A 23,649-nucleotide genomic window follows, 5' to 3' on the forward strand; every position below is an offset into this window, starting at 1 on the left:
CGCAGCCGACGGTGTCGGGTCCTCCGACGCATCATGCGGTCTTTTGAATTGCGCTTACGTGGGCTACCGCACGATTTGTCATTCAGCGTCGAGGTATTAATTGCAGGTGTTACAGGCAGCTAGCCTTGCGGTCACACGGAGGTTGCGGCGGCGAGTACCGTCGTCGGCGAGGCCAACGAAGGATTGGAAAACATGCAAATTCAGATCTTCGGCGTGATTGTGCTCGTGTTAGGTCTGCTGTCGCTGAACCTGAACTACCAGTGGGCAATTTACTTTCTCGTCCTCTGCTGTCTGTTCGCGTGTTCTTCCGCCATTGCGTTTCCGGCGATCGGCGGACTGACGATTCTTCCGGCCAATCTCTTCCTGCTCTTCTTCGCCCTGCGCGCCTTCAACATCGGCGGCGGTGCAGCGTTGTGGCGACCGGTGGCGCCGGGCAGTCCGGGATTTCCGCTGCTTTGCCTGTGTGTATTCGCCGTGGTGGGAGGCCTGTTCCTGCCGCGCGCCATGGCGGGCGCCACGTATGTGTACGCGATCAATCGCGGCGCCATCGACCCCAATGCACCCGATCTGCAGCCGCTCGGCCCCGTGTCCGGAAACCTGACGCAGTCGATTTATTTCATCGGGGAAGTCCTTGTCTACTGCTGCATGGCGGTTTTTCTCTCGAAGAAGGACAGCTACAAGCATTTCGCCAACGCCATTCTGCTGGTTGCCGCATTGAACGTGATCGCGGCCATCATCGATATCGGTTCTTCGTCGGTCGGCATAAACGTGCTGGGCGTGATCAAGACGGCCAGTTACACGTTGCACGATGGGGAGGAAGTGGGCGGTTTGCGGCGAATTGCGGGGACATTTGCAGAAGCGTCCGCATTTTCCGGTTTCACCCTGTTGCTCTTCGCCTTCTCAGCCAATCTATGGTTGTTCGGTTACCGGCCGCGCATCACCGGGATGCTCACGTTTGCGTCCGGCGTGTTGCTCGCGCTGTCGACTTCCGCGACGGCGTACGTCGGGTTTGCGGTCTATCTTGTCGTACTGCTTCTTGGCCGTTGCGGTCGCATCGCGCCGCGCAGCGAGTCGCGCAAGCTCCGTTTGTGCGCTGTCGTGATATGTGTCGGCATCATGGCGCTGCTGTACGCCATTGTCTTCAGGCCCAGTCTGCTGGAGTCACTGGGTGGTTTTTTCAACGATGCGGTCCTGAACAAGGTCGATAGCGCCTCCGGTATCGAGAGGGGGGCATGGAACAGGCAAGCTTTGGTCAATCTGGTTGAGACGTTCGGGTTCGGTGTGGGGATCGGCAGTTCGCGGACGTCGAGCTTTATCCTGGTCCTGCTGTCGAATCTCGGCATCGTCGGCACCATGCTGTTCGGTGTTTTTATCTGCAAATGCACGGTCTCGCCGATTCCCACGCATGGTCCGATGCTCGACCGTGTCGTCTGCTATGCGTCGAGGCAGACCATGCTGGCAATCCTGGTGAGTGCGTCGATATCCGGTACGGTGTTCGATCTGGGCCCGTGCTTCTACATGTTTGCCGCCGCTGCGGGCATGTTGTCATCGTCGGTTCGCAGAGTTGCCCCGGTTGGGGGCGTTGATCGCCCAGGAAACCGGTCTTCCCCCGAAAAGGCACAGCCTTCGCGCTCCGGTGTTTTCGTCGGCCATGCGCGTGCGCCTGCGACGCCACTGCTCGACTCGCACAAACACGAGAGCCGCATACCGGCCTGGCCACACCGGGGATGAGCGGTCTCCGGGCGGCGAATGCACACTGCGGACCGGCTATGGGCTGCCATAGCGAAAGATCGGAGGATTTCCCTGAACCAACGTCGGATCTAGGTGCGGTTGCGAACGATCGCAACATGAAGCAATCGTCAAGATAACGGGAGCGGGAAGCGGCTGCTTCCTGCTTCCTTGATCCCTTGCGCACGAAGGACCATGAATTCACGCCCCAGTCTGGCGAGAAACGCACTATTCAACTTCCTCGGCAGCGTGCTTCCGCTCGTCGTTTCGCTCGCAACGGTTCCGATGTATCTGGAGCACGTCGGCACAGCACGCTACGGCGTGCTGGCGATCGTCTGGATGCTCCAGGGCTATTTCGGCTTTTTCGATCTCGGACTCGCGGCGGCCACGTCGAACCGTGTGGCCCAGCTTTCCGATGCAGTTGAACGTGAATCGCTGATCTGGACGGCCCTCATATTGAACGCCGTGTTCGGCGCAATTGGCGGTCTCGTGTTGCTTGCGGCGGGTCGCTTCCTGCTGGCGCAGTTTCACATTGACGTGGCGCTCTTTGCGGAGGTCGTGGCGGCGCTACCGTGGCTCGCCTGCGCCGTTCCGCTCGCGACAGTCAGTGGGGTACTTTACGGCGCGCTGATCGGCCGCGAGCAGTTCGGCGCGCTCAACGCCGTGCAGGTACCCGCCGGCATGCTTTTCCAGATCGTACCTCTGGTGACGGCGGTCATCGTCGGGCCGGATCTGCGGCATCTCATTGCCGCTGCGATCCTTTCCGGTGCCGCCTCGCTTCTATTGCTGGTTGCGGTGGTCTGCCGGGCGGCGCCATTGCGCTTTTCCGGCGGACCACGATTGCGATTCATCCGGCCACTCTTTTCCTATGGCGCCTGGGTGACGGTGACGAATCTCCTGAGCCCGCTGCTCTCGACGGCCGACCGGCTCCTGATCGGCGGCACGCTAGGCGCTCAGGCGGTGGCCTATTACCAGGTTCCGTTGAACCTGGCCCTGCGCGCGCGCATCTTGCCTGGTGTGGTTACGCGCACGCTATTTCCGCGTCTGTCCGCAATCGAACCAGCGAGCGCGAACGAGCTGACCCTGGCCGCCGTGCGCGGACTGACGGCGGCCACCACACCGATGATCGTCTTCGGTATCTTTCTGATGCGGCCTTTTCTGTCGCTCTGGACCGGCCACGATTTTGCGTCGAGATCCGCTCCGGTCGGCGAGGCGATCCTGGTTGGCGTCTGGGTGAATTCACTGGCGTTCCTCCCTTCGAGCCACCTGCAGGCAATGGGACGACCCGGCATGATTGCGCGCCTTCATCTGATTGAGCTGGTCCCGTTCATCGCGTTGCTCTGGTGGGCGCTGCACGCGTTTGGCCTTGTCGGTGCGGCGCTGGCGTGGAGTGCGAGATGCGCCGTCGATGGCATGTTGCTCTTCAGGGCTGCGGGGTTCGGCAAACCGGCGGCACGATACCTGTGTGTACCCGCACTGCAGATTCTCGCCACCTACGCTGCGACCGAGGTACTGAATGTGTCGTCGTGGCTGCGCGCGGCGGTCTGGCTATTTTTTACGCTACTGGCTCTGGTGTGGGCCGCGCGGGCAGAGCCGAAAGCTTATGACCGTCTGATGCGTGTCACGTCGAATGCGGTACGGCAGACGTTGCGATGGCGAGCCGGATGATGTGTCGCTTGTGTCTGCGCTAAAACGACTTACAACCATGACCCGTTGAATGCCATGTTTGCCTGGATTCCTCACCTGTGCATCCAGAGCGACCCGCTGGTAGTCGCGAGAAAACTGTTGTGTGCGCTACATCCGCTCGCGATGCTCGTTTCGTGGACCGCGTCGAATGCGAATGTGCGTGCGAAGCCGCAAAAACTGGCCGATACCGATTTGATCATCCTGCATGAGTATGGCGAGCCATCCCACTACGCAGGCGCGGTGAGCGCCGCCGCGGCGCTCGATTACTCGACCGTCGAGCAGGTGGAATTCACGCCGCTGCGCAAGCTCAAACAAGGCCTTGAGCAAGGTGATGGCTACAAGGCCAGGAAAGCGCTTCGTGACGCCGGGTTACTCGCGCTCTGGACGCTATTTCCGCAAGCATTGAAGGGTAAGACAGTGATTCTGGGGATAGCGCCGCTCGACTGGCGGATCGCCATTCTGTCTCGCGCATTGCGGCACGCGCGAATTATCTACCATTCGTCCTGGACCGATTGGGAGGGCGCACGCTTTGCAAAGAATCCGGCGGTTCTCACGGGCGCAATTCGCAAGGCCTGGTCGAACTTCCTGACCCGAAGAGTCGATCGTTTTGCCCTTGTGACGCCGCGGGTGGCGGAGCAACTTCATCGATTTTTCAAGATCGACTGCGGGAGGCTCTTTGTTGTATTTCACGCCTATGACCCAACGATATTTCATCCGGCTCCGTATCGGCCGCCGGCGCCCTTGAAGGTCGTATTTGCCGGCCGATTCGAGGACTGCAAAGGGGTGGAATTCGTGATTGAACTCGCGAGGCGCCTGCCTTCGATCGAGTTCGGCCTGGCCGGCGATGGTCTGCTGAGGAAGAGCATTGAAAGCGCTGGTTTGCCGAACGTCACGCTGTTTGGACGCGTCAGCAGTCGCGCCGAAATTTCCTCGATCTTCATGCAGCACCACGTTGTCGTTCTTCCATCAAGACGCACGGTCGCCTGGGAAGAGCTGTTCGGTATGGTTCTCGTCGAAGCGATGGCGTGCGGATGTATTCCGATGGCGACGAATCACACCGGACCCAGCACCATCGTGCGCGATGCCGAGCTGCGGGACTTTATTTTCGCTGAGGAAGATTTTCTGGCAGGGGCCGCGTCGGCGCTTACGAGGCTTGAGCGCGACGTTGATCGGCTCCGGGCGCTCGAGCAGAAGTCGATTCAGGATGCGCGGCGATTCGCGCTGTCCGAGGTCGAGAAAATCTGGATGGACATCTTGCGGTAAACCCGCTTGCTCGTTCTTGTATTCGCGGCAGCAGCCTTGCCGCTCTGTGCAACGAGCGCCTCGTTGAGAAGAGCCAGGGCAATCCTCCGGATTCGTCTGCCTAAAGCCGAAGGCGCCCTTTCCCGGTCATGTGTTGAGGACCGCACACTTACCCACCGATAGCGGTAGTGCTGGTTACGGGCTCTACGATATAAATCAATCGAAGCCACAAGAGTGGCAATCGCTCAGCACCTGAGCTGCGCAAGTTTCTGCCCGCGACGTGTTGGCGCCAACGGGCAGAGGGTGTCAACGTTTTTCTGGATGCGCGATCGTGCACGCAACGACCCTGCCGATCTACGGGTTGCCTACGCCGCGTGAAGCATTCAAGGCTGCTGTTCGTCAGGTCGGTGTCGTTGTATGTGACGGTTTCTCGCTGCTTGATGTTTGAAGATGCGGCAGCGGAGGTGGCCATGAGCAGGCGCAATTTTTTGCGAATGTTCAAGCTGGAGATCGGCAGCACGCCTTCCGAGTACTTGCTGCAAACGCGTCCTGGAATGGCCGGTCGATTGCTCGTTCAAACGGGATTGCCGGTCGACAAGATTGCGCGGCGCTGTGCGTTGGGCAACGGAGATAACCTGGCGAAGATTTTTCGCAGGAAGTGGTCGATATCGCCGACTGAATATCGATCGCGTCAACGTCGTGAGAAGTGTGTGAGTGCAGTAGTGTCGGAGCATTGCGGCGGGACAGACGTAATCCCCGGAATGATGTCGGTTTAGCCAGTTGGCCCGACAATCTCTTTCGGGAATCGATGATTTCGTTGTCTCATTTTCATTCAATATAAATAGACATACTAAATTAATGACGAGTTGTTGGGGGTTCGTTACCTGATCAAATTTCGGCGGACGAACTTGCTGGTTTGGAGTTGAAGAAATGCCTGGACTAATTCATCGAGCTATCGACATTGCGTTGATAGTTCTCGGCGCCTTCGGTGCATTACATCTGCAGATTCCGGTTGCCGTTCATCCGCACGAGACAGAGCTGTCGCTGGTGGCGTTTGTTTCGGCGCTCGCGCTGTCTGTCTTTCCAGCATGCGGAACCTATCGTGCGGAGCAAAGCGGATCGATGGCCAGTGTTGCTGGCAGAACCGCTATTGCGTGGATGTTGGTTCAACTCTGCGGACTCGCGCTGCTTTATGCAATCAATCGGGTGCCGCTTGTTTCAATGCCGTGGTTTATTTACTGGACACTGGTGACGGGTGTCTCGCTGCTTGTTTTCCACGCCTTGACGTTTGTTTCGCTTCGGGTCGTATGGCCGGCTGTTCATCGCACGTGGCTGCTCAAGGCAGCGGTGGTGTCCTCTTTCGTGACCGTGACCAGGGCAGTGGTTGCACGGCAAATGGTGAAGCGGGTATTCGATCTGGTGCTGGGCATTGCACTGCTCGTCGTGCTGTCGCCGGTGCTGGGCGTTCTGGCGCTCGTGGTGAGGCGCGATGGCGGGCCCGCGTTCTTCGCACACCGGCGAGTCGGCCGCAACGGTCAAAAGTTCATGTGCCTGAAGTTTCGGACGATGGTCGTGAACGCCGATGTGGTTTTGAAAGAGGTGCTGGAGCGCGATCCTGAGGCCCGACTGGAATGGGAGCGGGATCTGAAGCTCAAGCATGACGTACGGGTGACGCGGGTTGGGCGATTTCTGCGGCGCACGAGTCTCGACGAATTGCCGCAGTTATGGAATGTGGTGCGTGGCGACATGAGCCTCGTCGGCCCCCGGCCGATCATCGATCAGGAGCTCGCACGCTATGGCGACGATGTGGACTACTACCTCATGGCGAAGCCGGGAATGACGGGTTTGTGGCAGGTCAGCGGGCGAAGCGACACGGATTACGCAACGAGAGTGTCCCTGGATGTTGCGTATGTGAAGACCTGGTCGTTGTCGCGCGATATCGCGATTCTGTTCAAGACGTTCAAGGTCGTATTCCACGGTAGCGGCGCGTACTGACCTGTGCGTCAGCAGTTTGCGGAATTGAGGCAGGACGGCGAGCCGGCGCTGACGTTGCTGATGTCGCTGATGTCGCGATAGCTAGCGCATGTGTTCCGGTGTTGCATCTGCCGGCGAACGCGTTGACCACGGGTCATTGAGCGCTGGACCGTCCAGCGACGGCGCCTGGTAGGTCCTGCCGTTCCAGCCGTCGTAGGAGTACGGGTCGGCGTCGCTTGCGGCGGCGTCGTTGGTCTGAAGCTGGCGCTGTGCGCGAGGGGCGGCGGCGTGTGGCCGCGATGGACGCGACAGCGGCGAAGCGGGGTAGGCGAACTGCGGGTACCCGCTGTAATGCGCACCGGAGCGCTGCGTTGTGCGCGCCGGACTGCTTGCCGGGTTGGGTTGTGCAGGGGTGAATTGTGCATGGGCGCCTGAAAACGCCAATGCCGCGCACGAACCCGAAACGATAAGGAGAAGCCTCTTGCCCATGAGCGTTGGCACCGTTGCTGAACGTCTTCAGGAAAGAACGAAAGATACGTGGGGTGGTGACAATGTTACACACAGGACCTTTTTTTGCACAGACTGCGTCGCGCAAAGCCCGGTGGTGGTGCGGCGCGAGCGCCGTCGCGGCCGTCGCCGCGCTGCTTTCCGGATGCGCCATGTCACCAGGCATGACGTACGCGACGATGGGGCGCAACCTCGACAGCACGCGCGCCGGTGCCAGCGGCGGCACTAGCGGCGGCACACCGGCGTCGGCGCAAGACGCAGACGCTCCGCCGCCAGACAAGCTCATCGAGATCAACAGCCAACTGGTCGAGCAGGAGCGGGAGCGACGTTCGACCGCGATTTCGCAGAGCGTTCAGTCGCTTTTTGCCGACGCGGGACCTTACACGCTCACGGTGGGCGATGTGCTGAACATCACCGTGTGGGATCACCCGGAGATGAACCAGACGACCATAACGGGTGGCAATGGAGCGGATCCGGGAACGAGTTCCGTTGTCTTCGGCTATACGGTCGATTCGAACGGAATCATCCAGATTCCCTACGTCGGCCCGGTCAAGGTGACGGGGCTGACTGAGCTGCAGGCTCGCGATCTTGTCGCGCAGAAGCTTTCGCGCTATCTGCGCGATCCCCAGGTCACCCTGCGCATCGCGGCCTATCGCGGCAAACGGATCTATCTCGACGGCGAGGTCCGCACCCCGGGCCTGCAGGTGCTCAACGACATGCCGATGACGTTGCCCGAGGCGATCAATCGCGCCGGCGGCTTCACGACCACGGCGGACCGCTCGGACGTCAGCATCACGCGCGGCAAGCAAACCGTGGTCGTGAACATCCCGGACATGATCAGGAAGGGCGTGAACCCCGACAACATTCTTCTCCGAAACGGCGACCTCGTGCGTGTTTATTCGCAGAACGACAGCAAGGCGTATGTGCTCGGCGAGGTCGGTCATCCTGGCAGCGTGATGTTCAATAACGGCCACTTGTCACTGAGCGACGCAATCGGCGGTGCTGGCGGGATCAGTCAGGCGTCGGGCGATCCTTCGCAGGTGTACGTCGTGCGCCGGCATGAGGGTGCAGATCCCACGCTGTTTCACCTCGATGCGACATCGCCGATTGCGATGGCCGTTGCGGATGGCTTCGACCTCAAGCCGAGCGACGTTGTATTCGTCGACGCGTCGGGCCTTGTCAAGTGGAGCCGTGTCATCAATCTGATCTTGCCAAGTACGCAGGCAGCCGCGACCAGCCGCATGGTGGGCTATTGAGCGGCGCGACGCTTGCGTGTGCGAGGCTCGATCGTCACACACGCAAGCGTCGCTGGACTTCCGGAAAACTGGCGGAACTGGAGAACTCGTATGAAATACTCAGCCGCGCCCGTGATCGACCTCGAAGCAGACCAGGGTGGACCGGCGCGCAACTCCCTCGAGGTGCTCTATCAGAGTCGTTATCTGGTAGGCGCGGTGACGGCAGTTTTTCTGCTGGCCGGATTGACGTATGCGATGCTTGCCGAGCCCGTCTACCAGTCCGATATTTTGATTCAGGTGGAGGAGAACCAGGGTTCGTCGAGAAATGCATTAACCGATCTCTCGTCGATGTTCGCAGTCAAGACGGCAGCGTCCGCCGAAATCGAAGTGCTTCGCTCGCGCGCGGTGATTGCGCGCGCGGTGGACAGCACGCGGCTTTACCTGAGCGCCGAACCGCGCTATTTCCCGGTCGTCGGGAAATGGATTGCGAGGCACGTGAATGGTCTCCTCTTTTCCGGGCTCGGCGGTTTCGCATGGGGATCGGAGAGCATCGACGTTGCTTCGATCGACGTTCCGGAGGCGCTCGAGGGGCTGCCGCTCACGCTCACCGCGTTAGGTGACGGAGCATTTGCACTCACGGAAGACACGCATGGCGTCAACCTGGTGGGGCACGTCGGGCAACCGTTGAACGCGCACGTCGCAGGGGGGGATATCTCTTTGCTGGTGACGGACCTGGTCGGCGCGCGCGGTGTGCGCTTCACGGTCATCAAGAATTCCCGGCTTGCGACGATCCAGCGGCTGCAAAACAATCTGCTGATTTCGGAAAAGGGACACGACTCCGACGTGATCGGCGTGGCGCTGGAAGGACGCGATCCGCTGCAGATCAGTCAGGTGCTCAATGCAATCGGCACCGAGTATGTGCGGCAGAACATCCGGCGCACAGTGGAGGAGGCAGAGAAATCGATTGCGTTCCTCGGTCAGCAACTGCCTGAGTTGAAATCGCAACTCGAGGTGTCGGAAAGCCGCTACAACCAGTTTCGTGCCCAGCATGGCACGGTCGACCTGAACGCCGAGGCAAGTTCGCTGCTTGCGCGCTCGGCCCAGGCGAAAGGTGTGGTCGCGGATCTCGAACAAAGACGTACGCAGTTGCTCGAGCGCTTTACGCCCCAACACCCGGCGGTTCGCAGTATCGAGGATCAACTGGCTGAAGCGAGGCGCCAGGTTGACAGTCTGGATACCGATACGCGGAAATTGCCGCCGCTCGAACAAGGTCTTCTGCGTCTGCAGCGCGACGTGCAGGTCAGCACCGATCTGTACACGAACCTGCTTAATACGCAGGAGCAGCTTCGGTTGCTGAAGGCGGGCAAGGTCGGCAACGTTCGGATGCTCGATCCGGCAGTCGTGCCGGAAAGCCCCATTCGTCCGAAGCGCGTGATGGCCGTGTTGGGGGCATTGCTGTCCGGCATCTTCGTCGGCGTTGCGCTTGCGCTTCTGAAGCGCGCAGTGATTGACCGCGTGGCTGCCGCACAGGAAATCGAGTTCGGCACGGGGCTCACCGTCTATGCGAAGGTGCCGCGCAGCAAGACCCAGGAACTGCTCACACGTGGTGTACCCGCGGGAGGCGGAGGGAGTCTCGTGCTGGCGCACGCTTCGGCCGATGACGCGGCGATCGAGAGCTTGCGCAGCTTTCACAGCGCATTGGACTTTGCCTTGATGAATGCGCCAAACCGCATTGTCCAGATTGCCGGACCGACGCCCGCCGTCGGCAAGTCATTTGTCTCCGTCAATCTGGCGGCCCTCGTTGGCGCGTCGGGCCAGCGTGTGCTGCTCGTCGATACCGACCTGCGCAGGGGCACGCTGCACGTTTCCCTGGGCGCCGAACAGGGACCGGGCCTTGCCGAAATCGTGATACACAACCTGGGCTTCGAGCAGGTCGTGCGGCGCGCGGTGCTGCCGGGCGTGGACTTTATATCGTGTGGCGCATACGGCGAAAACCCGAGCGGCATCCTCCTTCATCGCAACTTCCAGGCGTTCCTGCGTCAGGTGGAGGCCGAGTATGACCTCGTGCTGATTGATTCGCCGCCGATTCTGCCGGTCGCGGATTCGGGCATCGTCGCGAAGCTCTCGGGTACGGTATTCATGGTCGTGCGGCACGGTTTGTCGAGCCTCGAGGACATCCGCGAATCCGCGCGCCGACTGGCGCAGCTCGGCGTGCCCATTCACGGCGTCATCTTCAACGACATGTCGCAGCACACCCGGTACGGACGAGATTACGGAACGTATCGGTACGGCACCTCCGCGAACCAGCCGAAGCTCACGGACGGAGGGGGCGCGCTGTGAAAGACATCACGATCGTGATATGCAGCTACAACTATGAACGGTTCCTGCGCGAAGCGATTGATTCGGCGTTGGCTCAAGAACCGGACAGGACAGTCGTTGTGGTGATCGACGATGGTTCGACCGACGGGTCGCGGGCCATCATCGAAAGCTATGGAGACCGCATTGTGTCGGTCATCAAGGAAAACGGCGGCCAGGCGAGCGCATATAACCTTGGCCTCGAAATGGCCGACACGCCCTATCTGCTTTACCTCGACTCGGACGATGTTCTGTATGAGGGCGCTGTCGCACAGGTACTCCGTGCATTCGAAAGCGGCAACTACGCCAAGGTGCAGTTCCGGTTGAGCGTGATCGATGGCGAAGGTGTGCGCACGGGTGCGCGCGTACCGAATTCGACACCGCCCGCCGGGTGCGGCGAGCTGCTGCGGCGCGGGTGGCTCTATCCGTCTCCGCCGGCGTCGGGCAACGCCTATCGCGTGAGCGCGCTCAGGCAAATCCTGCCGGTGCCGAAGGCGAAAGGGCGTGGCATCGCCGCAGACTTCTTCGCGATCTATGGCATTGCCCTGCTCGGCGATGTGATGGCGATCGAAGAGGAACTCGGCGGCTATCGCGTTCATCGCAAGGAGTCCGGCGCGGCACCCGCAACGAATCGCGAGGTAGGGCTTTCGATTGCGAATTGCCAGGATATCAGCGAGGTGGTGCGTGCATTTCCACATCGATGGGCTGCGCTGCGTCAGCTCGTCAGTGAGCGGCTAGGCGAAGAACTTCCGGAGCATGCAATCGACTTTTCGTATGAAAAGGCGCATCTGTGCATGCGCGTCTACGACGCGACGCTCTGGAAGCGATGGCAATGGATTCTGTGCGAATCGAGGCAATACTTCCGCTCGATCGTCGCGAATCCTTTCTGGACAGTGGGCAAGAAGGTTTCCGCGATCGCCCTGACGCTCGTCTGTCTCGTGCCGTCGCGCAGGATCAGCGACCAGGCGGTGCTGTACATTGCGAATCCGCTCGCGCGCGGGGCGCAAGGCGCTCGCTCATGAGGTGGGGAGCACGGTCCATGAGCCCTTTGGCAACCAGACGACTGGTGATCAATGGCCGGTTTCTCGGGCGGACGGCCACGGGCGTGGATCGCTTCGCGTTCGAGACAGTGCGGGCCATCGACGCGCTGCTGGACGCGCAGGATCCGATCGTGACCGGACTGAGTGTGGAGCTTGTCGCGCCGGTGCACACCGGCTGCTCACAGAGTCCCTTTCGTCACATTCCAGTCAGGCCGGCCGGACGTGGACGCGGAACGTACTGGGAGCAGCTCAGTCTGCCGTTCGCCGCGAACGGTTCGCTGCTGCTGAATCTCTGCAATTCCGGGCCGCTCGTGTACCGCCGCCAGGTGACGGTGCTCCACGACGCTGCGCCCGTGCGCGTTCCGCAGAGCTATAGCAGCGCGTTTTCCGCCTGGTACCGCTGGATGGCGCCCACCATTGGCCGCGTTGCATGCCGCATCGTTACCGTATCGGAGTTTTCGCGCAGCGAACTCTACGAAGCGTACGGTATTCCGGCGAACAAGATTGGCGTCGTTCACGAGAGCGGAGAGCACATGCTCCGTGTGCAGCCCACGCAGCGTCATCCTTGCAGCGATGCGAAGCGCCCGTACGTGCTGGCGGTTGGCAGTTCGAACCTGCACAAGAATTTCAGGCTCATCGTCGAGTCCGCCCGGCTGATGTCGGGCGCGCCGTTTGACATCGTCGTGGCGGGCGGTACGGATCCACGGGTCTACGGCGGCGGCCAGGCTGCGCTGCCTTCGTTTGTCCGCCATCTTGGCTACGTGAGCGACGAGGATCTGGGCGCGCTATACCGCGACGCCGCGTGCTTCGTCTTCCCGTCACGCTACGAAGGCTTTGGACTGCCTCCCGTCGAAGCCATGGCGCTCGGCTGCCCGGTCGTTGCTTCGCGCCTGCCTTCGATTGTCGAGGCCTGTGGCGACGCCGCACTTTATTTTTCACCGGACGACCCGCACGAACTCGCTGACGTGCTGCATCGGGTGGCATCGGACGAAGCGTTGCGCGATCGCATGCGTAGAGAAGGGCGTGCCCGGTCGGCTCAATTAACCTGGCGTGCCACTGCCGTCGCGCTACTTGAAGAGATTTCGCCATGGCTGAACTAGCCAAAATCGGTGCGATAGCGGTTGAACGGCGGCGCTTTGGCCGCGTGGCGCTCGTGCATGACTGGCTCGCGAGCTATGCCGGCTCGGAGCGTGTGGTGGAGCAGATCCTGAAGCTGTGGCCCGACGCGGAGCTGTTTAGCGTTGTCGATTTCTTTCCGGAAGAACTGCGTGCCGACGTGCTTCGCGGCAAGCGCGCCACCACGTCGTTCATTCAGAAACTGCCGCGGGCGCGCACGGCGTTTCGCCTTTATTTGCCGCTGATGCCGCTTGCCGTCGAGCAGTTCGACCTGTCGGGCTTCGACCTGGTTATTTCTTCGAGCCATGCTGTTGCGAAGGGCGTGATTACCGGCCCGAACCAGGTCCATGTCAGCTACGTGCATTCACCGATCCGGTATGCCTGGGATCTCCAGCATCAGTATCTGGCGCAGGCGCGCAAGCTGCGCGGCCCGAAGAGCTGGGCTGCGCGCGCCGCTTTGCATTACATGCGGATCTGGGACATGCGCACCGCCAATGGCGTTGACGAATTTGTCGCCAACTCGGCATTTGTCGGGCGCCGCATCCGCAAGATCTACGGGCGTAGCGCACAGGTCGTCTATCCGCCGGTCGACGTGGAGCGATTTGCGCCGACCGGGCGAGCGCGGGAGGATTTCTATCTGACCGCGTCGAGGATGGTGCCGTACAAGCGCATCCCGCTCCTTGTCGAGGCCTTTTCGAAAATGCCGGACAGACATCTGGTCGTCATCGGCGACGGTCCGGACTTTGAAACAGTGCGTGAGCTGGCAGGTCCGAATATATCGGTGCTTGGCTATCAGCCGTCGAATGTGCTGATCGATTACATGCAACGCGCACGCGCTTTTGTGTTCGCTGCGGAAGAGGATTTCGGCATCTCGGTCGTCGAGGCGCAGGCGTGCGGCACGCCGGTGATCGCCTATGGGCGGGGCGGTGCGCTCGAAACGGTGATCGACTCCGGCGATCCGCGTTTTGGCACCGGACTGTTCTTTTACGAACAGAGCGTCGAGGCCATCGTCGATACGATCAAACGGTTCGAGGCCCGCGCGCCATTTGACGACGAAGTCTGCCGGCTGCATGCCGCGCGCTTTTCTGCCGCGCGGTTCCGGCAGGAGTTTCTCGGCGTCGTCGAGCGGGCAGTGGAACGATATCCGACGGCACTGCTCACGTTTGAACATCACGCAACTGCCGAAGCGAGGTAAACGAACCTTTCCGCCCAAGGGGAGCCATGCGAAGCTTTGTGATCGTTGCTACGCGAGGAAGGGCAGCAGAGACGGCGATTTTGTTCGACTACCTGCTCGTTCAGGTTCGTCGTCCCGACGCGGTCTACGTGGTGGGCGCGGCCGAGGCTGACACGGCGGGGCTCGCCACACACCCGTTGTGCGCCGCCTTGCCGGTGTTCCTGCTCCTGTCCGGGACAGCCGGGCTCACGGCGCAGCGCAATTACGGCTTGACTGCCATGTTGCGCGATGCGGACCGTCTCAACGCGGATGAGCGATGGTTCGTCACCTTCTTCGACGACGATTTCCGGCCAGACGATGCGTGGCTGTCGAACTGCGAGGCACTCTTGTTGCAGGAGCCGGGTGTGATCGGCATGACGGGGCAGATTCTCGCGGACGGCGTGAAAACGGCCGGGGTGTGCGAAGACGATGCACGCCGGTATCTGAGCGGGGCACTGGCGCCATGCGAGCATTGGGCGTCGGGTGCCGAACGCAGGGAAATCACGTCGGCCTACGGCTGCAACATGGCGTTCGTCGACCGGGTTGCACGCGCATGCCGGTTCGAAGAAGCCTTGCCGTTGTATGGCTGGCAGGAGGACCAGGATTACACGTCGCAGGCACTGCGTTTTGGCCGGTTTGTCTATGAGCCGGCATGCCGCGGTGTGCACCTCGGCACCAGGAGAGGACGGATTTCAGGGATCCGTCTTGGCTACTCGCAAATTGCCAATCCGGTATTTCTCGTCAAGAAGAACACCATGGCGCGCAAAACGGCCTTCCGGTTCATCAGCCGCCACATTCTGTCGAATCTTTTTCATAGCCTGCGTCGCGACCCGCTGTTCGATTACCGCGGGCGCCTGTGGGGAAACCTGCTGGCTTTTGCGCATCTTGTGGCTGGAAAAAGCCACCCGCAGCGCATCCTCAAATTGTGAACATCGTGCGGCGCGTAGCAGTTGTTGTGCGGCCGCGCACATATGAGATTTTCTGAACGGTGGAAAGTCGAGGAGAGCGGTTGCGTGCACGGAATCGATTGGGCAGTTGCGTGGCGGCCTTCAATCGTCTGTGGGATGAGCGTTGCCGGACGGACCTGAGACAGCGAGAAAAATCATGATGAACGATGTGAAGGCTACTGTGGTGCCCGTAACACAGCCGTACCTCCCGCCGCTTGTCGAGTTCATGCCGTATCTGGAGCAGATCTGGGCGAACCGCTGGGTGACCAACGGCGGTCCGTTTCATAGCCAGCTGGAGGCCGCGCTTTGCGAGTATCTGGGCGTTCAGCATGTGAGCCTGGTTTCGAATGGCACGATTGCGCTGATTCTCGCGCTGGAGGCGCTCGACATCACCGGAGAAGTGATTACCACCCCCTTCTCATTCGTCGCGACGACACATGCGATTCACTGGAACGGCATAAAGCCCGTCTTTGCCGACATCGACCCCGTGAGCATGAACCTCGATCCGTCCAGGATCGAAGCCGCGATCACACCGGAAACACGCGCGATCGTCCCCGTCCATGTGTACGGCAATCCGTGCGACGTCGAACAAATCCAGAAGATTGCCGACAAGCACGGTTTGCGGGTGATATACGATGCGGCTCATGCGTTCGGCGTGCGCCGGCACAACCAGTCGATTCTGAATTTCGGCGATATGTCCGTGCTCAGCTTCCACGGCACCAAGATATTCCATACGTTCGAGGGTGGCGCCATTGTTTTTAGCGACGCGGAAATGAAGCGTCGCGTCGACCGGCTGAAGAATTTCGGCATCGAAGACGAGGTGACAGTCACGGCCTGCGGCCTGAACGGCAAGATGAATGAAGTGCAGGCCGCATTCGGGCTGCTTCAGTTGCAGCACATGCCGCGCGCACAGGAGGCGCGTGCGCGCATCGATCGGCGATATCGTGAAGCGCTGGGCAACGTCCGCGGACTGCAATTGCTGGAGGTTGACGCGATCAATAGCCGCAACTATGCCTATTTTCCGGTACGCGTGACGCCGGAGTTTCCGGTCAGCCGGGATACCCTGTACGACGAACTTCGCGCGCGGCAGATTGCTGTGCGGCGATATTTCTATCCGTTGATCAGCCAGTTCGCCGATTATCGCGCACTGCCTTCCGCGAAACGGGAGAACCTTCCGGTGGCGAACGCCGTTGCCGAACAGGTCTTGTGTCTGCCGATCTTCTCGATGCTCGAAGAGCAGGTGCAGGCACGCATTATCGATATCGTTCTGGCCATGGCGGGTGTTGCGACGGTGTGAGCCACACGGACGGGGCACGTTGACCTTGAGCGCGGGACGGATTGCATGCGGCACCACGAAACGGACGGGAAGGGGATGCCTGCACATGAGCCGCGTATCCTGCTTTCGCCATTCACCAACACGACGAACGCCTATATCGATCTGCTGAAGGCGCTGCTGGCCGATATTGGCTACGATGTGCAGCCGCTGTCGATCAGGGGGTTGTTGCGGGGCGGCCTCGTCGACCTCTTTCGTCCCGGCACCGTCGTCATGTTTCACTGGATCGAATTGCGCGCGTTCACGAGCGGCGCCGGACGCGTGTCGTTCTCGCCGCGGGGCGCACTGATCTTCCTCTTCTATTGCACGCTCATGGTCGTCGGCCGGGCGAAGGTCGTTTATTTCGTCCACGATCACGCAGTCCACAATGCGCGCGGAAAAGTGCGGGAACTCTCGGTTCGTATGATGTCCCTCGTACGCCGGCTTGCGGATCATCGCGTCGTGCATGCACCGGATTTCGAGGCGAGATATAAAGCGCGCTATCTTCCTCACCCGCTGTACTGGGATGCGCCTGGCCGCAGCGCCGCCCCGGCGGCGCAAATGCATGCGTCACCAACCTTCGCGCTGCTCGGGACCATCGAGCCCTACAAGGATATCGCCGCGCTGCTTGAAGTGTGGCCGCAGGAGCAGACGCTGGAGATTGCCGGGCGGGGCGATGCCGCCTATATCCATTCTTTGCGCGCGATAGTGAGCAAGCGGGACATGGCGGGCACGGTGACGATCGACGCCAGGTTTCTGAGCGACAGCGAGTTTGAGGCGAGAATTTGCGCGGCCGATGTGATCATTCTTCCGCATGTCGCGGATTCGATGCTCGTGAGCGGTGCCTTTTTCGAGGCCATCGGCCGGGTACCGGTGTTGATCGCACGCTCGGTGCCGTTCATGGTCTGGGCGGCACAGCGATTCGACAATGTATTCCTGTTTGACACGATCGAGCAGCTGCCAGGCCTCATTCGGTCGATTGTGCAGGAATGGCCGAATCGCGTAGAGGGGCGAGCCGTGCAGGCGCGGGTGATCGATGAGTTCGGCTGGCAGGTGTGCAGGCAGCGCTACAGCGAGTTTCTCCAGGAGGTCGTCGGATCCCCGGCAACCAGGTAATGGCGTGCGGTTGCGGATGACGCTGCTGCGGGGCAGTCAATAGGGCCGTCAATATCCGCGCAGCCTGGTCCGCGCCGCAGCCGGAATCAGGTGGCTCAGGCGAAATACGCCGGCCAGCAGATCCTTTGCGGCGCTCTTCGGTCCCTTCGCCCACACGTTTGCGCTCCGGTAGCCGCCCGAGGCGATAATGCGCGCGAACAGCTTCATCCGATGCATGAGGGTGTTGCTGTTGTACAGTTCGACGCGCTTGCGATAGAGCCGCGCAAGCGCACGATATTTTTCCGCACCCGCCCGCGCGGCAGTCGCGTGTGAACATGCGGGCCGGCTCGCAATGTCCTCCAGAATCTCGGCTCGCCGCTCGAAGGCGAGCGCATGCATTTCCCAGCGCGGCAGACACTCAAAGAGAAAATGTACCGCCTGCGATACCTGGGACGCACCGGCCCACCCGGTCGATGTCGCGGTGGCAGCATGCCGGCGGTAATGCGCGAGCGGCGACTCGATGTAGACGACCGGGCCGAACACACTGCCGAGAAAGAAGAACCACTGGTCGTGGCCTTCATGGCTGCGGAAATCGTTGAGATCGGCAGAACGGTCCCACAGGTTGGAAAACTGGACGAACTGCCGGTCGAAGACCAGCGTGAACCCTAGTGCATGCCGCATCGGATCGATGCTGAGCGGCGGGTTGTAAGGCCTCGCGAGCGCGTCCCTCGCCAGCGTATCGATGGGATTCAGGACGCTGTCCGTGACGATCGCGTTATGGCACACCATGAGCGCGTCGGTGGATTCGAGCGCGTCTGCGCAGCGCCGGAGCTTGTCGCTCGACCACACATCGTCCTGATCGCAGAACGCGACGACGTCTGACTGGCACAGATCGGCCGCGTGCATGAAATTGGCTCGATAGCCAAGGCGCTGCAAATTGGTGTGAACGCGCACGGGAAAGGGGGCTGTGCGGGCGAATCCGGCAAGGATGGCCAATGTGTCATCGGTCGAACCGTCATCCGTTACAACCAGCTCCGCGGGCAAGCGTTGCTGATTTGCCAGACTTTCTAGTTGCGCCTGCAGATAAGCGGCACCGTTGTACGTGGCCATTGCGACGGATACCGACTTCATGACTTTAGCTCCTGTAGCAGCACGAATATGCCGTCGCGCGCGTCGTCGGCCGCGGCCTGCCGGTCGCAAAGCGAATACCGGTCCGGTGGCAAGCGACGAAAAAGGACGTCCTGGCTTTTCTATCACGAAGGACTGCCTCTGGTATGTGGCGTAGCCCGCATCAGCGGGGCGAACCGGTACGACGCGGGATCATCGGCGGTGTGAGGCGAGGGGGAGTGTGGGGATACGAACGGAGCGTCCCCGGCAGGTTTGTTCCAATGCGGTACCGGTTTGCATTCGGGACGGCGCGCGACGCACGCGCCGGGGCCGCACAGCCAGCCACCAGTCCTTCGTTCGTCACGAGGTTCCCTTGTCGGCAAGAAAAGACGCAATTGCGCTGTATGCGATACAGGGGTGCAACTTCCTCGTGCCCTTGCTGGCGCTGCCGTGGCTATCCCGCACGCTCGGGCCTGAAAAATTCGGCCAGCTCGGTTTCGCGCAGGCGTTCATCCAGTTCTTCATCATGATGACGGACTTTGGATTCGACTTGACCGCGGCCAGAAAAGTATCGATCAATCGCGACAACCCGGTTGAACTGGCCCGTCTCTACTGGACCGTCACGATAGCGAAAGGCGGGCTTGCGGCGCTGAGCATCCTGGTGGTCGTCGTGATGCTGCTAGGCGTTCCCTCCCTGTACCCGGACCGGTGGGTGATCGCGATTGGCTTGCTGTCCGTGGCGGGCGCCGTGCTCAACCCGCTATGGCTCTATCAGGGCCTCGAAAAAATGCCCGAAATGGCGCTGGTCAGCCTGCTCTCGCGCGTCGCGTGCCTTGTGCCGTTTTTCCTCTTCGTCAGATCTCCGCAGGACTATCTGATCGCCGCAGCGACGATCTTCCTGCCGCTCATGCTGTCCGGCCTGTGGCTGACGGGTGCGGCGCATGTGAACGGCATGGTGACGTCCTGGCAGCGCGTCACGTGGGCCGGTCTCAGGGAGCAGTCGGCAGACGCGTTTCAGATTTTTTCCGGATCGGCCCTGACGTTTCTCTATACGTATGCCAATACCGTGGTTCTGCGATTCATCGGCGGCAATGTCCAGGTGGGTTACTACGTGACAGCGGACAAGCTGACGAGCCCGATACGACAGTTGTTGTGGCCGCTCGTCCAGACCTTGTTTCCGCGTGTCTGCAAGCTCTATGCGCAAGGCGACACCGCTGCCGCCGAGGAAATCGTCAGGAAGTTGATTTCGGCTGTCGTGCTGGTCAACGCGCTTGCGATTCTGACTATTTACCTGGTCGGCGACCGGTTGGTGCTGCTGCTATTCGGCGCGCGTTTCATGCCCGCGTTGCCCGTACTGAAAGTGCTGATCTTTCTACCGTTTATCCTGGCGCTCGCCATTATCCTTCTGCAACTGCGGCTGGTCGCGCGGGGAGAACTGCGCTCTCTCAAGCGCATCTACGCGATTGGCGCGGGGTTTCACGCGATCCAGCTGATATGGCTGGTTACGTGGCTCGGGGCGCTCGGAACAGCCATCGCGGTGGTGTCGACCGAAACGCTCGTGACCGGGCTCGTCTACTACGAGTGCCGCAAGATGCGCCACCGCGGCCGGGCCGTCGAGCCCTCCCTTCGCATCGGAGACGGGCCTGCGTGATTGGCCGGCTTGATTGACCTGCTCAATTGGCGTGAATAAGCGGCCTGAATGAACGGTCCGGGCGAACGGTTGGCTAGCGAACAGATCGCGCGCACTTCTGATCTTAAGGTCGGAAGTCTGTACATGCCTGATCTAACCGCGGCGCTGCTTGTGTGAGCACCGCGTTGCGAATGCGAGGTAGCCGGATATCCAGCCAGACGTCGCGGGGCAAGGGTTGTCCGGATTGTTCGGGAAGGGAGCACGGAAATGACCAATCAGCACGACTTGACCGACCACCAGGCACCGGCCGACGGTCCAGTTTATGTACCGCCCGCGGAACGTATCGCTGCATCGCAGTTGACAGCGTTTGCGGCGGCGCTGCGCGCACATACGGGAGAGGCGCTGAAGGACTACCACGAGTTGCATGCATTTTCGGTGCGCGATTACCGGACTTTCTGGCGGTTTTTCATCGACTGGGTGCCAGCGCTGAATTACGCGGGCGATCCCGATCCGGTCTGCGTTGGCGATGCGTGCGAACAGGCGGTGTTTTTTCCGGACATCGCGCTGAATTACGCGGATAACCTTCTCGGCTTCGACGTTGCGCCCGCAACGGCGCCCGCGATTACCGCATGCCATGCGGACGGGAGCCGCACGCGCCTGACGCGCGGCGAATTGCGCGAACGCGTCGAGCGCCTCGCCGCCGCGCTGGAACGATTCGGCCTGCGCAGCGGCGATCGCGTCGTCGCGGTGATGCGCAACGACGAGAATGCTGTCATCACAGCGCTCGCCGTCACGGCGCTTGGTGCCATCCTCTCCACTGCGTCGCCCGAAATGGGTACCGAGGCGCTGCTCGAACGCTTTGGACAACTCTCGCCGCGCCTGCTGTTCGCCCATACCGCACCCCTGCCGTTCGACACCGGCGTTGCGCTGATCGACAAGGTTGCCGCCATCGCCGCATCGACTGCAACGATCGAGGCCGTCGTCAGCGTCGATGATGGCCCGCTTCCTCAGGGCCTCGAACAGGCCGCCTGGACATCCAGCCGTCTCGCCGCCGGCACCGATGCAGGCGGTTTTGTCTGGCGGCGCTTTCCGTTCAATCATCCGCTGTTCATCATGTTTTCATCGGGCACGACCGGCAAGCCGAAGTGCATCGTGCACGGCGCCGGCGGCGCGTTGCTCGAGCATCTGAAGGAACACCGCCTCCACAGCGACCTGGTACCCGGCGACAAGATGTACTTCCACACGTCCTGTGCATGGATGATGTGGAACTGGCAACTGTCGGCGCTAGCGTCCGGCGTGGAGATCGTCACCTACAATGGCCCGCTTGCGGGCGTCGACACATTGTGGCGCCTCGTCTCCGAAGAACGCGTAACCGTATTTGGCACGAGTCCCGCGTATCTGAAGATGTGCGCCGAATCGGGACTCGAACCGGGCGGCAAATTCGATTTGCGCGCGCTTCGCGCCATGATGTCGACCGGCGCCGTTTTGTTCGACTCGCAGTTCCGCTGGGTGCATGACCACGTCAAGCCGTTGCAGCTGCAATCGATCTCGGGCGGCACGGACATTCTGGGCTGCTTCGTGCTTGGCAATCCGAATCTGCCTGTCCATGCCGGCGAAGCGCAGTGCCGCTCTCTGGCGCTCGACGTGCAGGCGTGGGACGGTAGCGGACCCGCGCAAGGCCGGGGTGAACTAGTTTGCACGAATCCCTTCCCGTCGCGTCCCCTCGGTTTCTTTGGCGATGCGGACGGCACACGCTTTCATGCGGCGTATTTCGCGGCGAATCCGGGCATGTGGACGCACGGCGATCAGCTCGAATTTTCCTCGCAAGGCGGTGCGCGCATGCACGGCCGCTCGGACGGTGTGCTCAATGTACGGGGCATCAACGTAGGCCCGGGAGAAATCTATCGCGTCCTGAGCGACATCCCGGGCATCCTCGAATCCATGGTGGTCGAGCAGCGCGTTGCGCCCCGGCGGACGGCGGCGGCGTCATGCACGATGTCGGCGATGTCTGTTCAGGCAGACACGGCCGATGCCTTTGATAAACGCGTCGTCCTGCTGGTGGTGCTGGAGCGGGGCATCACCCTGAACAGCACGATGATCGCCGATATTCGCCGGCAACTCGGCAGACGCGCCTCGTCTGCGCATGTGCCCGATGTCGTCCTGCAGGTTGACGCGTTGCCCGTCACGCATAGCGGCAAACCCTCCGAGGCTGCCGTGCGCAATGCGGTGAACGGGCTGCCCGTCGGCAACACGGCCGCACTGCGCAACCCGGAATGCCTCGATGCGATCCGGCTACATCCGGCCTTCAACGTGACGAAGTGCGAACTTCCGCCCGTGGGCGAAACGCCGGAGCAGTTGGAGCGGTACCTGCAGGCGGTATGGGAGCATCTGTTCGATTTCGGGCCAATTAGCCGCGACGACAATTTCTTCGACATCGGCGGCGATTCGCTGATGGCCGCCGCCATGATCGCGCAAGTGCAGGACGCGACTCCGTGCTCGATTTCGCTTGCAACACTCATTGCTGCGCCGACCATCGCGCGCTTTGCCGCAACGATCCGCGAAAGCGCCAGTGCGCCGGACCGGTCAAACGACATCGTCGTGCCGATTCGAGCCGGCGTGGGTTCTCCGGTGTACTGGGTCCACAGCATGGCTGGTTCGGTGATGGAATGCCTGAAGGTGATCAACGAGCTGCGAAGCGAACGCCCGCTGTATGGATTGCACGCGCGTGGACTCGACGGCCGTGAGGCGCCGCAGAGCAGCGTGGTCGAGATGGCCTCGCATTATGTCGACGAAATCCGCCGCGTGCAGACGCACGGTCCGTACGCCATCATCGGATTTTCGTTTGGCGGACTCGTGGCGCTCGAGATGGCGCAGCAACTGCATCGTGCCGGCGAGCAAATCGAACTGCTCTGCATCCTCGACACCTACGTGCACGAGCGGTGCCTCCCGTTCCCGGACTGGCTGCGTTATCAGTCGGTATATATGCGGCGCCAATGGAAAGCGTGGTGCGATGTTCCTCCCGTCGAGCGCGCACAATTCATCTCGCGCAAGCTGTCGGGCGCGGTCGACAAGATCAGGCTGCGCCTGGGGCATATGGCTCGCACCCCGACGCCTGAGGTCTTGAGCTTGCCGCCCGCCGTGCAGCGCATGCGTGAGGCGATGCGCGTCGCGATGGCGACGTACCGGCCGAAAGCGTACGACGCCGGACCTATCCACTATGTTCGCGCGGCTCACCCGATCATCGACAGAGCGAGCCCGATGCCGCTATGGCAGCACATCGCGCGGCACGGTCTCAACGTGACCAGATTCGGTTCCGGTCACTATGACATGGTGCTGGAACCCTATGTCGAGCCGCTCGCGCGCACCCTCGACCAGATGCTGACCGGCAACAGCCTGTCGGCGACGACACGGCCTGAGCGTGGGGGTATGACGTCGGAAGGCCGGTACGCGCTGTAGACCAAT

General features: G+C 61.3%; 16 protein-coding genes and 1 pseudogene. 15 read left to right on the top strand and 2 right to left on the bottom strand.

Going from position 1 to position 23,649, the window contains the following annotated elements:
• Window positions 1-192 precede the first annotated feature (192 nt).
• The 5 genes and pseudogenes from Q0L30_RS14970 (at window position 193) to Q0L30_RS14990 (ending at window position 6,651) form a co-directional block, all read left to right on the top strand.
• The gene (locus Q0L30_RS14970) at window positions 193-1,731 is read left to right on the top strand and encodes a hypothetical protein (protein ID WP_296657704.1); all 1,539 of its coding nucleotides are present in this window, start codon (window positions 193-195) and stop codon (window positions 1,729-1,731) included.
• Window positions 1,732-1,923: 192 nt separating this feature from the next.
• Window positions 1,924-3,396, top strand: a complete 1,473-nt coding sequence (locus Q0L30_RS14975) for a flippase (protein ID WP_296657706.1) — start codon at window positions 1,924-1,926, stop codon at window positions 3,394-3,396.
• 54 nt (window positions 3,397-3,450) lie between these two features.
• Complete coding sequence (locus Q0L30_RS14980; protein WP_296657710.1) at window positions 3,451-4,677, top strand: glycosyltransferase family 4 protein; 1,227 nt, start codon at window positions 3,451-3,453, stop codon at window positions 4,675-4,677.
• A gap of 446 nt (window positions 4,678-5,123) precedes the next feature.
• Window positions 5,124-5,432 (top strand): annotated as a pseudogene (locus tag Q0L30_RS14985) (helix-turn-helix domain-containing protein); the annotation flags it as partial.
• Between the two features lie 154 nt (window positions 5,433-5,586).
• On the top strand, window positions 5,587-6,651 hold the full coding sequence (locus Q0L30_RS14990; protein WP_296657713.1) for a sugar transferase: 1,065 nt from the start codon (window positions 5,587-5,589) through the stop codon (window positions 6,649-6,651).
• A gap of 81 nt (window positions 6,652-6,732) precedes the next feature.
• Here Q0L30_RS14990 and Q0L30_RS14995 read toward each other — a convergent pair whose 3' ends face one another.
• Window positions 6,733-7,119, bottom strand: coding sequence for a hypothetical protein (locus Q0L30_RS14995; protein WP_296657716.1), 387 nt, complete (start codon window positions 7,117-7,119; stop codon window positions 6,733-6,735).
• 170 nt (window positions 7,120-7,289) lie between these two features.
• On the opposite strand from Q0L30_RS14995, the gene Q0L30_RS15000 reads away from it, so the two are divergent.
• The 8 genes from Q0L30_RS15000 (at window position 7,290) to Q0L30_RS15035 (ending at window position 17,471) form a co-directional block, all read left to right on the top strand.
• Window positions 7,290-8,393, top strand: coding sequence for a polysaccharide biosynthesis/export family protein (locus tag Q0L30_RS15000; protein WP_296657718.1), 1,104 nt, complete (start codon window positions 7,290-7,292; stop codon window positions 8,391-8,393).
• Window positions 8,394-8,483: 90 nt separating this feature from the next.
• Complete coding sequence (locus Q0L30_RS15005; protein ID WP_296657721.1) at window positions 8,484-10,712, top strand: GNVR domain-containing protein; 2,229 nt, start codon at window positions 8,484-8,486, stop codon at window positions 10,710-10,712.
• Window positions 10,709-11,749 carry a glycosyltransferase family 2 protein gene (locus tag Q0L30_RS15010; protein WP_296657723.1) on the top strand — a complete coding sequence of 347 codons (1,041 nt, stop codon included), beginning with the start codon at window positions 10,709-10,711 and terminating at the stop codon, window positions 11,747-11,749. The genes Q0L30_RS15005 and Q0L30_RS15010 overlap by 4 nt, the downstream gene beginning before the upstream one ends.
• Window positions 11,750-11,766: 17 nt before the next feature.
• Entirely contained in the window at window positions 11,767-12,867 is a 1,101-nt protein-coding gene (locus tag Q0L30_RS15015; protein ID WP_296657725.1) for a glycosyltransferase family 1 protein, read from the top strand.
• On the top strand, window positions 12,855-14,078 hold the full coding sequence (locus Q0L30_RS15020; protein ID WP_296657728.1) for a glycosyltransferase family 4 protein: 1,224 nt from the start codon (window positions 12,855-12,857) through the stop codon (window positions 14,076-14,078). Before Q0L30_RS15015 ends, Q0L30_RS15020 begins: the two co-directional genes overlap by 13 nt.
• An 80-nt stretch (window positions 14,079-14,158) precedes the next feature.
• Complete coding sequence (locus Q0L30_RS15025) at window positions 14,159-15,025, top strand: glycosyltransferase family 2 protein (RefSeq protein WP_296657731.1); 867 nt, start codon at window positions 14,159-14,161, stop codon at window positions 15,023-15,025.
• 175 nt (window positions 15,026-15,200) lie between these two features.
• Entirely contained in the window at window positions 15,201-16,340 is a 1,140-nt protein-coding gene (locus Q0L30_RS15030; RefSeq protein WP_296657734.1) for a DegT/DnrJ/EryC1/StrS aminotransferase family protein, read from the top strand.
• Window positions 16,341-16,385: 45 nt separating this feature from the next.
• A complete protein-coding gene (locus Q0L30_RS15035) occupies window positions 16,386-17,471 on the top strand; it encodes a glycosyltransferase (protein ID WP_296657736.1) in 1,086 nt (361 codons plus the stop codon).
• 48 nt (window positions 17,472-17,519) lie between these two features.
• Here the strand turns inward: Q0L30_RS15035 and Q0L30_RS15040 are convergent, their stop codons facing one another.
• A complete protein-coding gene (locus tag Q0L30_RS15040) occupies window positions 17,520-18,581 on the bottom strand; it encodes a glycosyltransferase (protein ID WP_296657739.1) in 1,062 nt (353 codons plus the stop codon).
• A gap of 349 nt (window positions 18,582-18,930) precedes the next feature.
• Between Q0L30_RS15040 and Q0L30_RS15045 the strand changes: the two genes are divergently transcribed.
• The gene (locus tag Q0L30_RS15045; protein WP_296657741.1) at window positions 18,931-20,208 is read left to right on the top strand and encodes an oligosaccharide flippase family protein; all 1,278 of its coding nucleotides are present in this window, start codon (window positions 18,931-18,933) and stop codon (window positions 20,206-20,208) included.
• Between the two features lie 246 nt (window positions 20,209-20,454).
• Window positions 20,455-23,643, top strand: coding sequence for an acetoacetate--CoA ligase (locus Q0L30_RS15050; protein WP_296657744.1), 3,189 nt, complete (start codon window positions 20,455-20,457; stop codon window positions 23,641-23,643).
• Window positions 23,644-23,649: the final 6 nt, after the last annotated feature.

Origin of the sequence: Paraburkholderia sp. (assembly GCF_024281035.1) — a bacterium.
Taxonomy (GTDB): Bacteria; Pseudomonadota; Gammaproteobacteria; order Burkholderiales; family Burkholderiaceae; genus Paraburkholderia.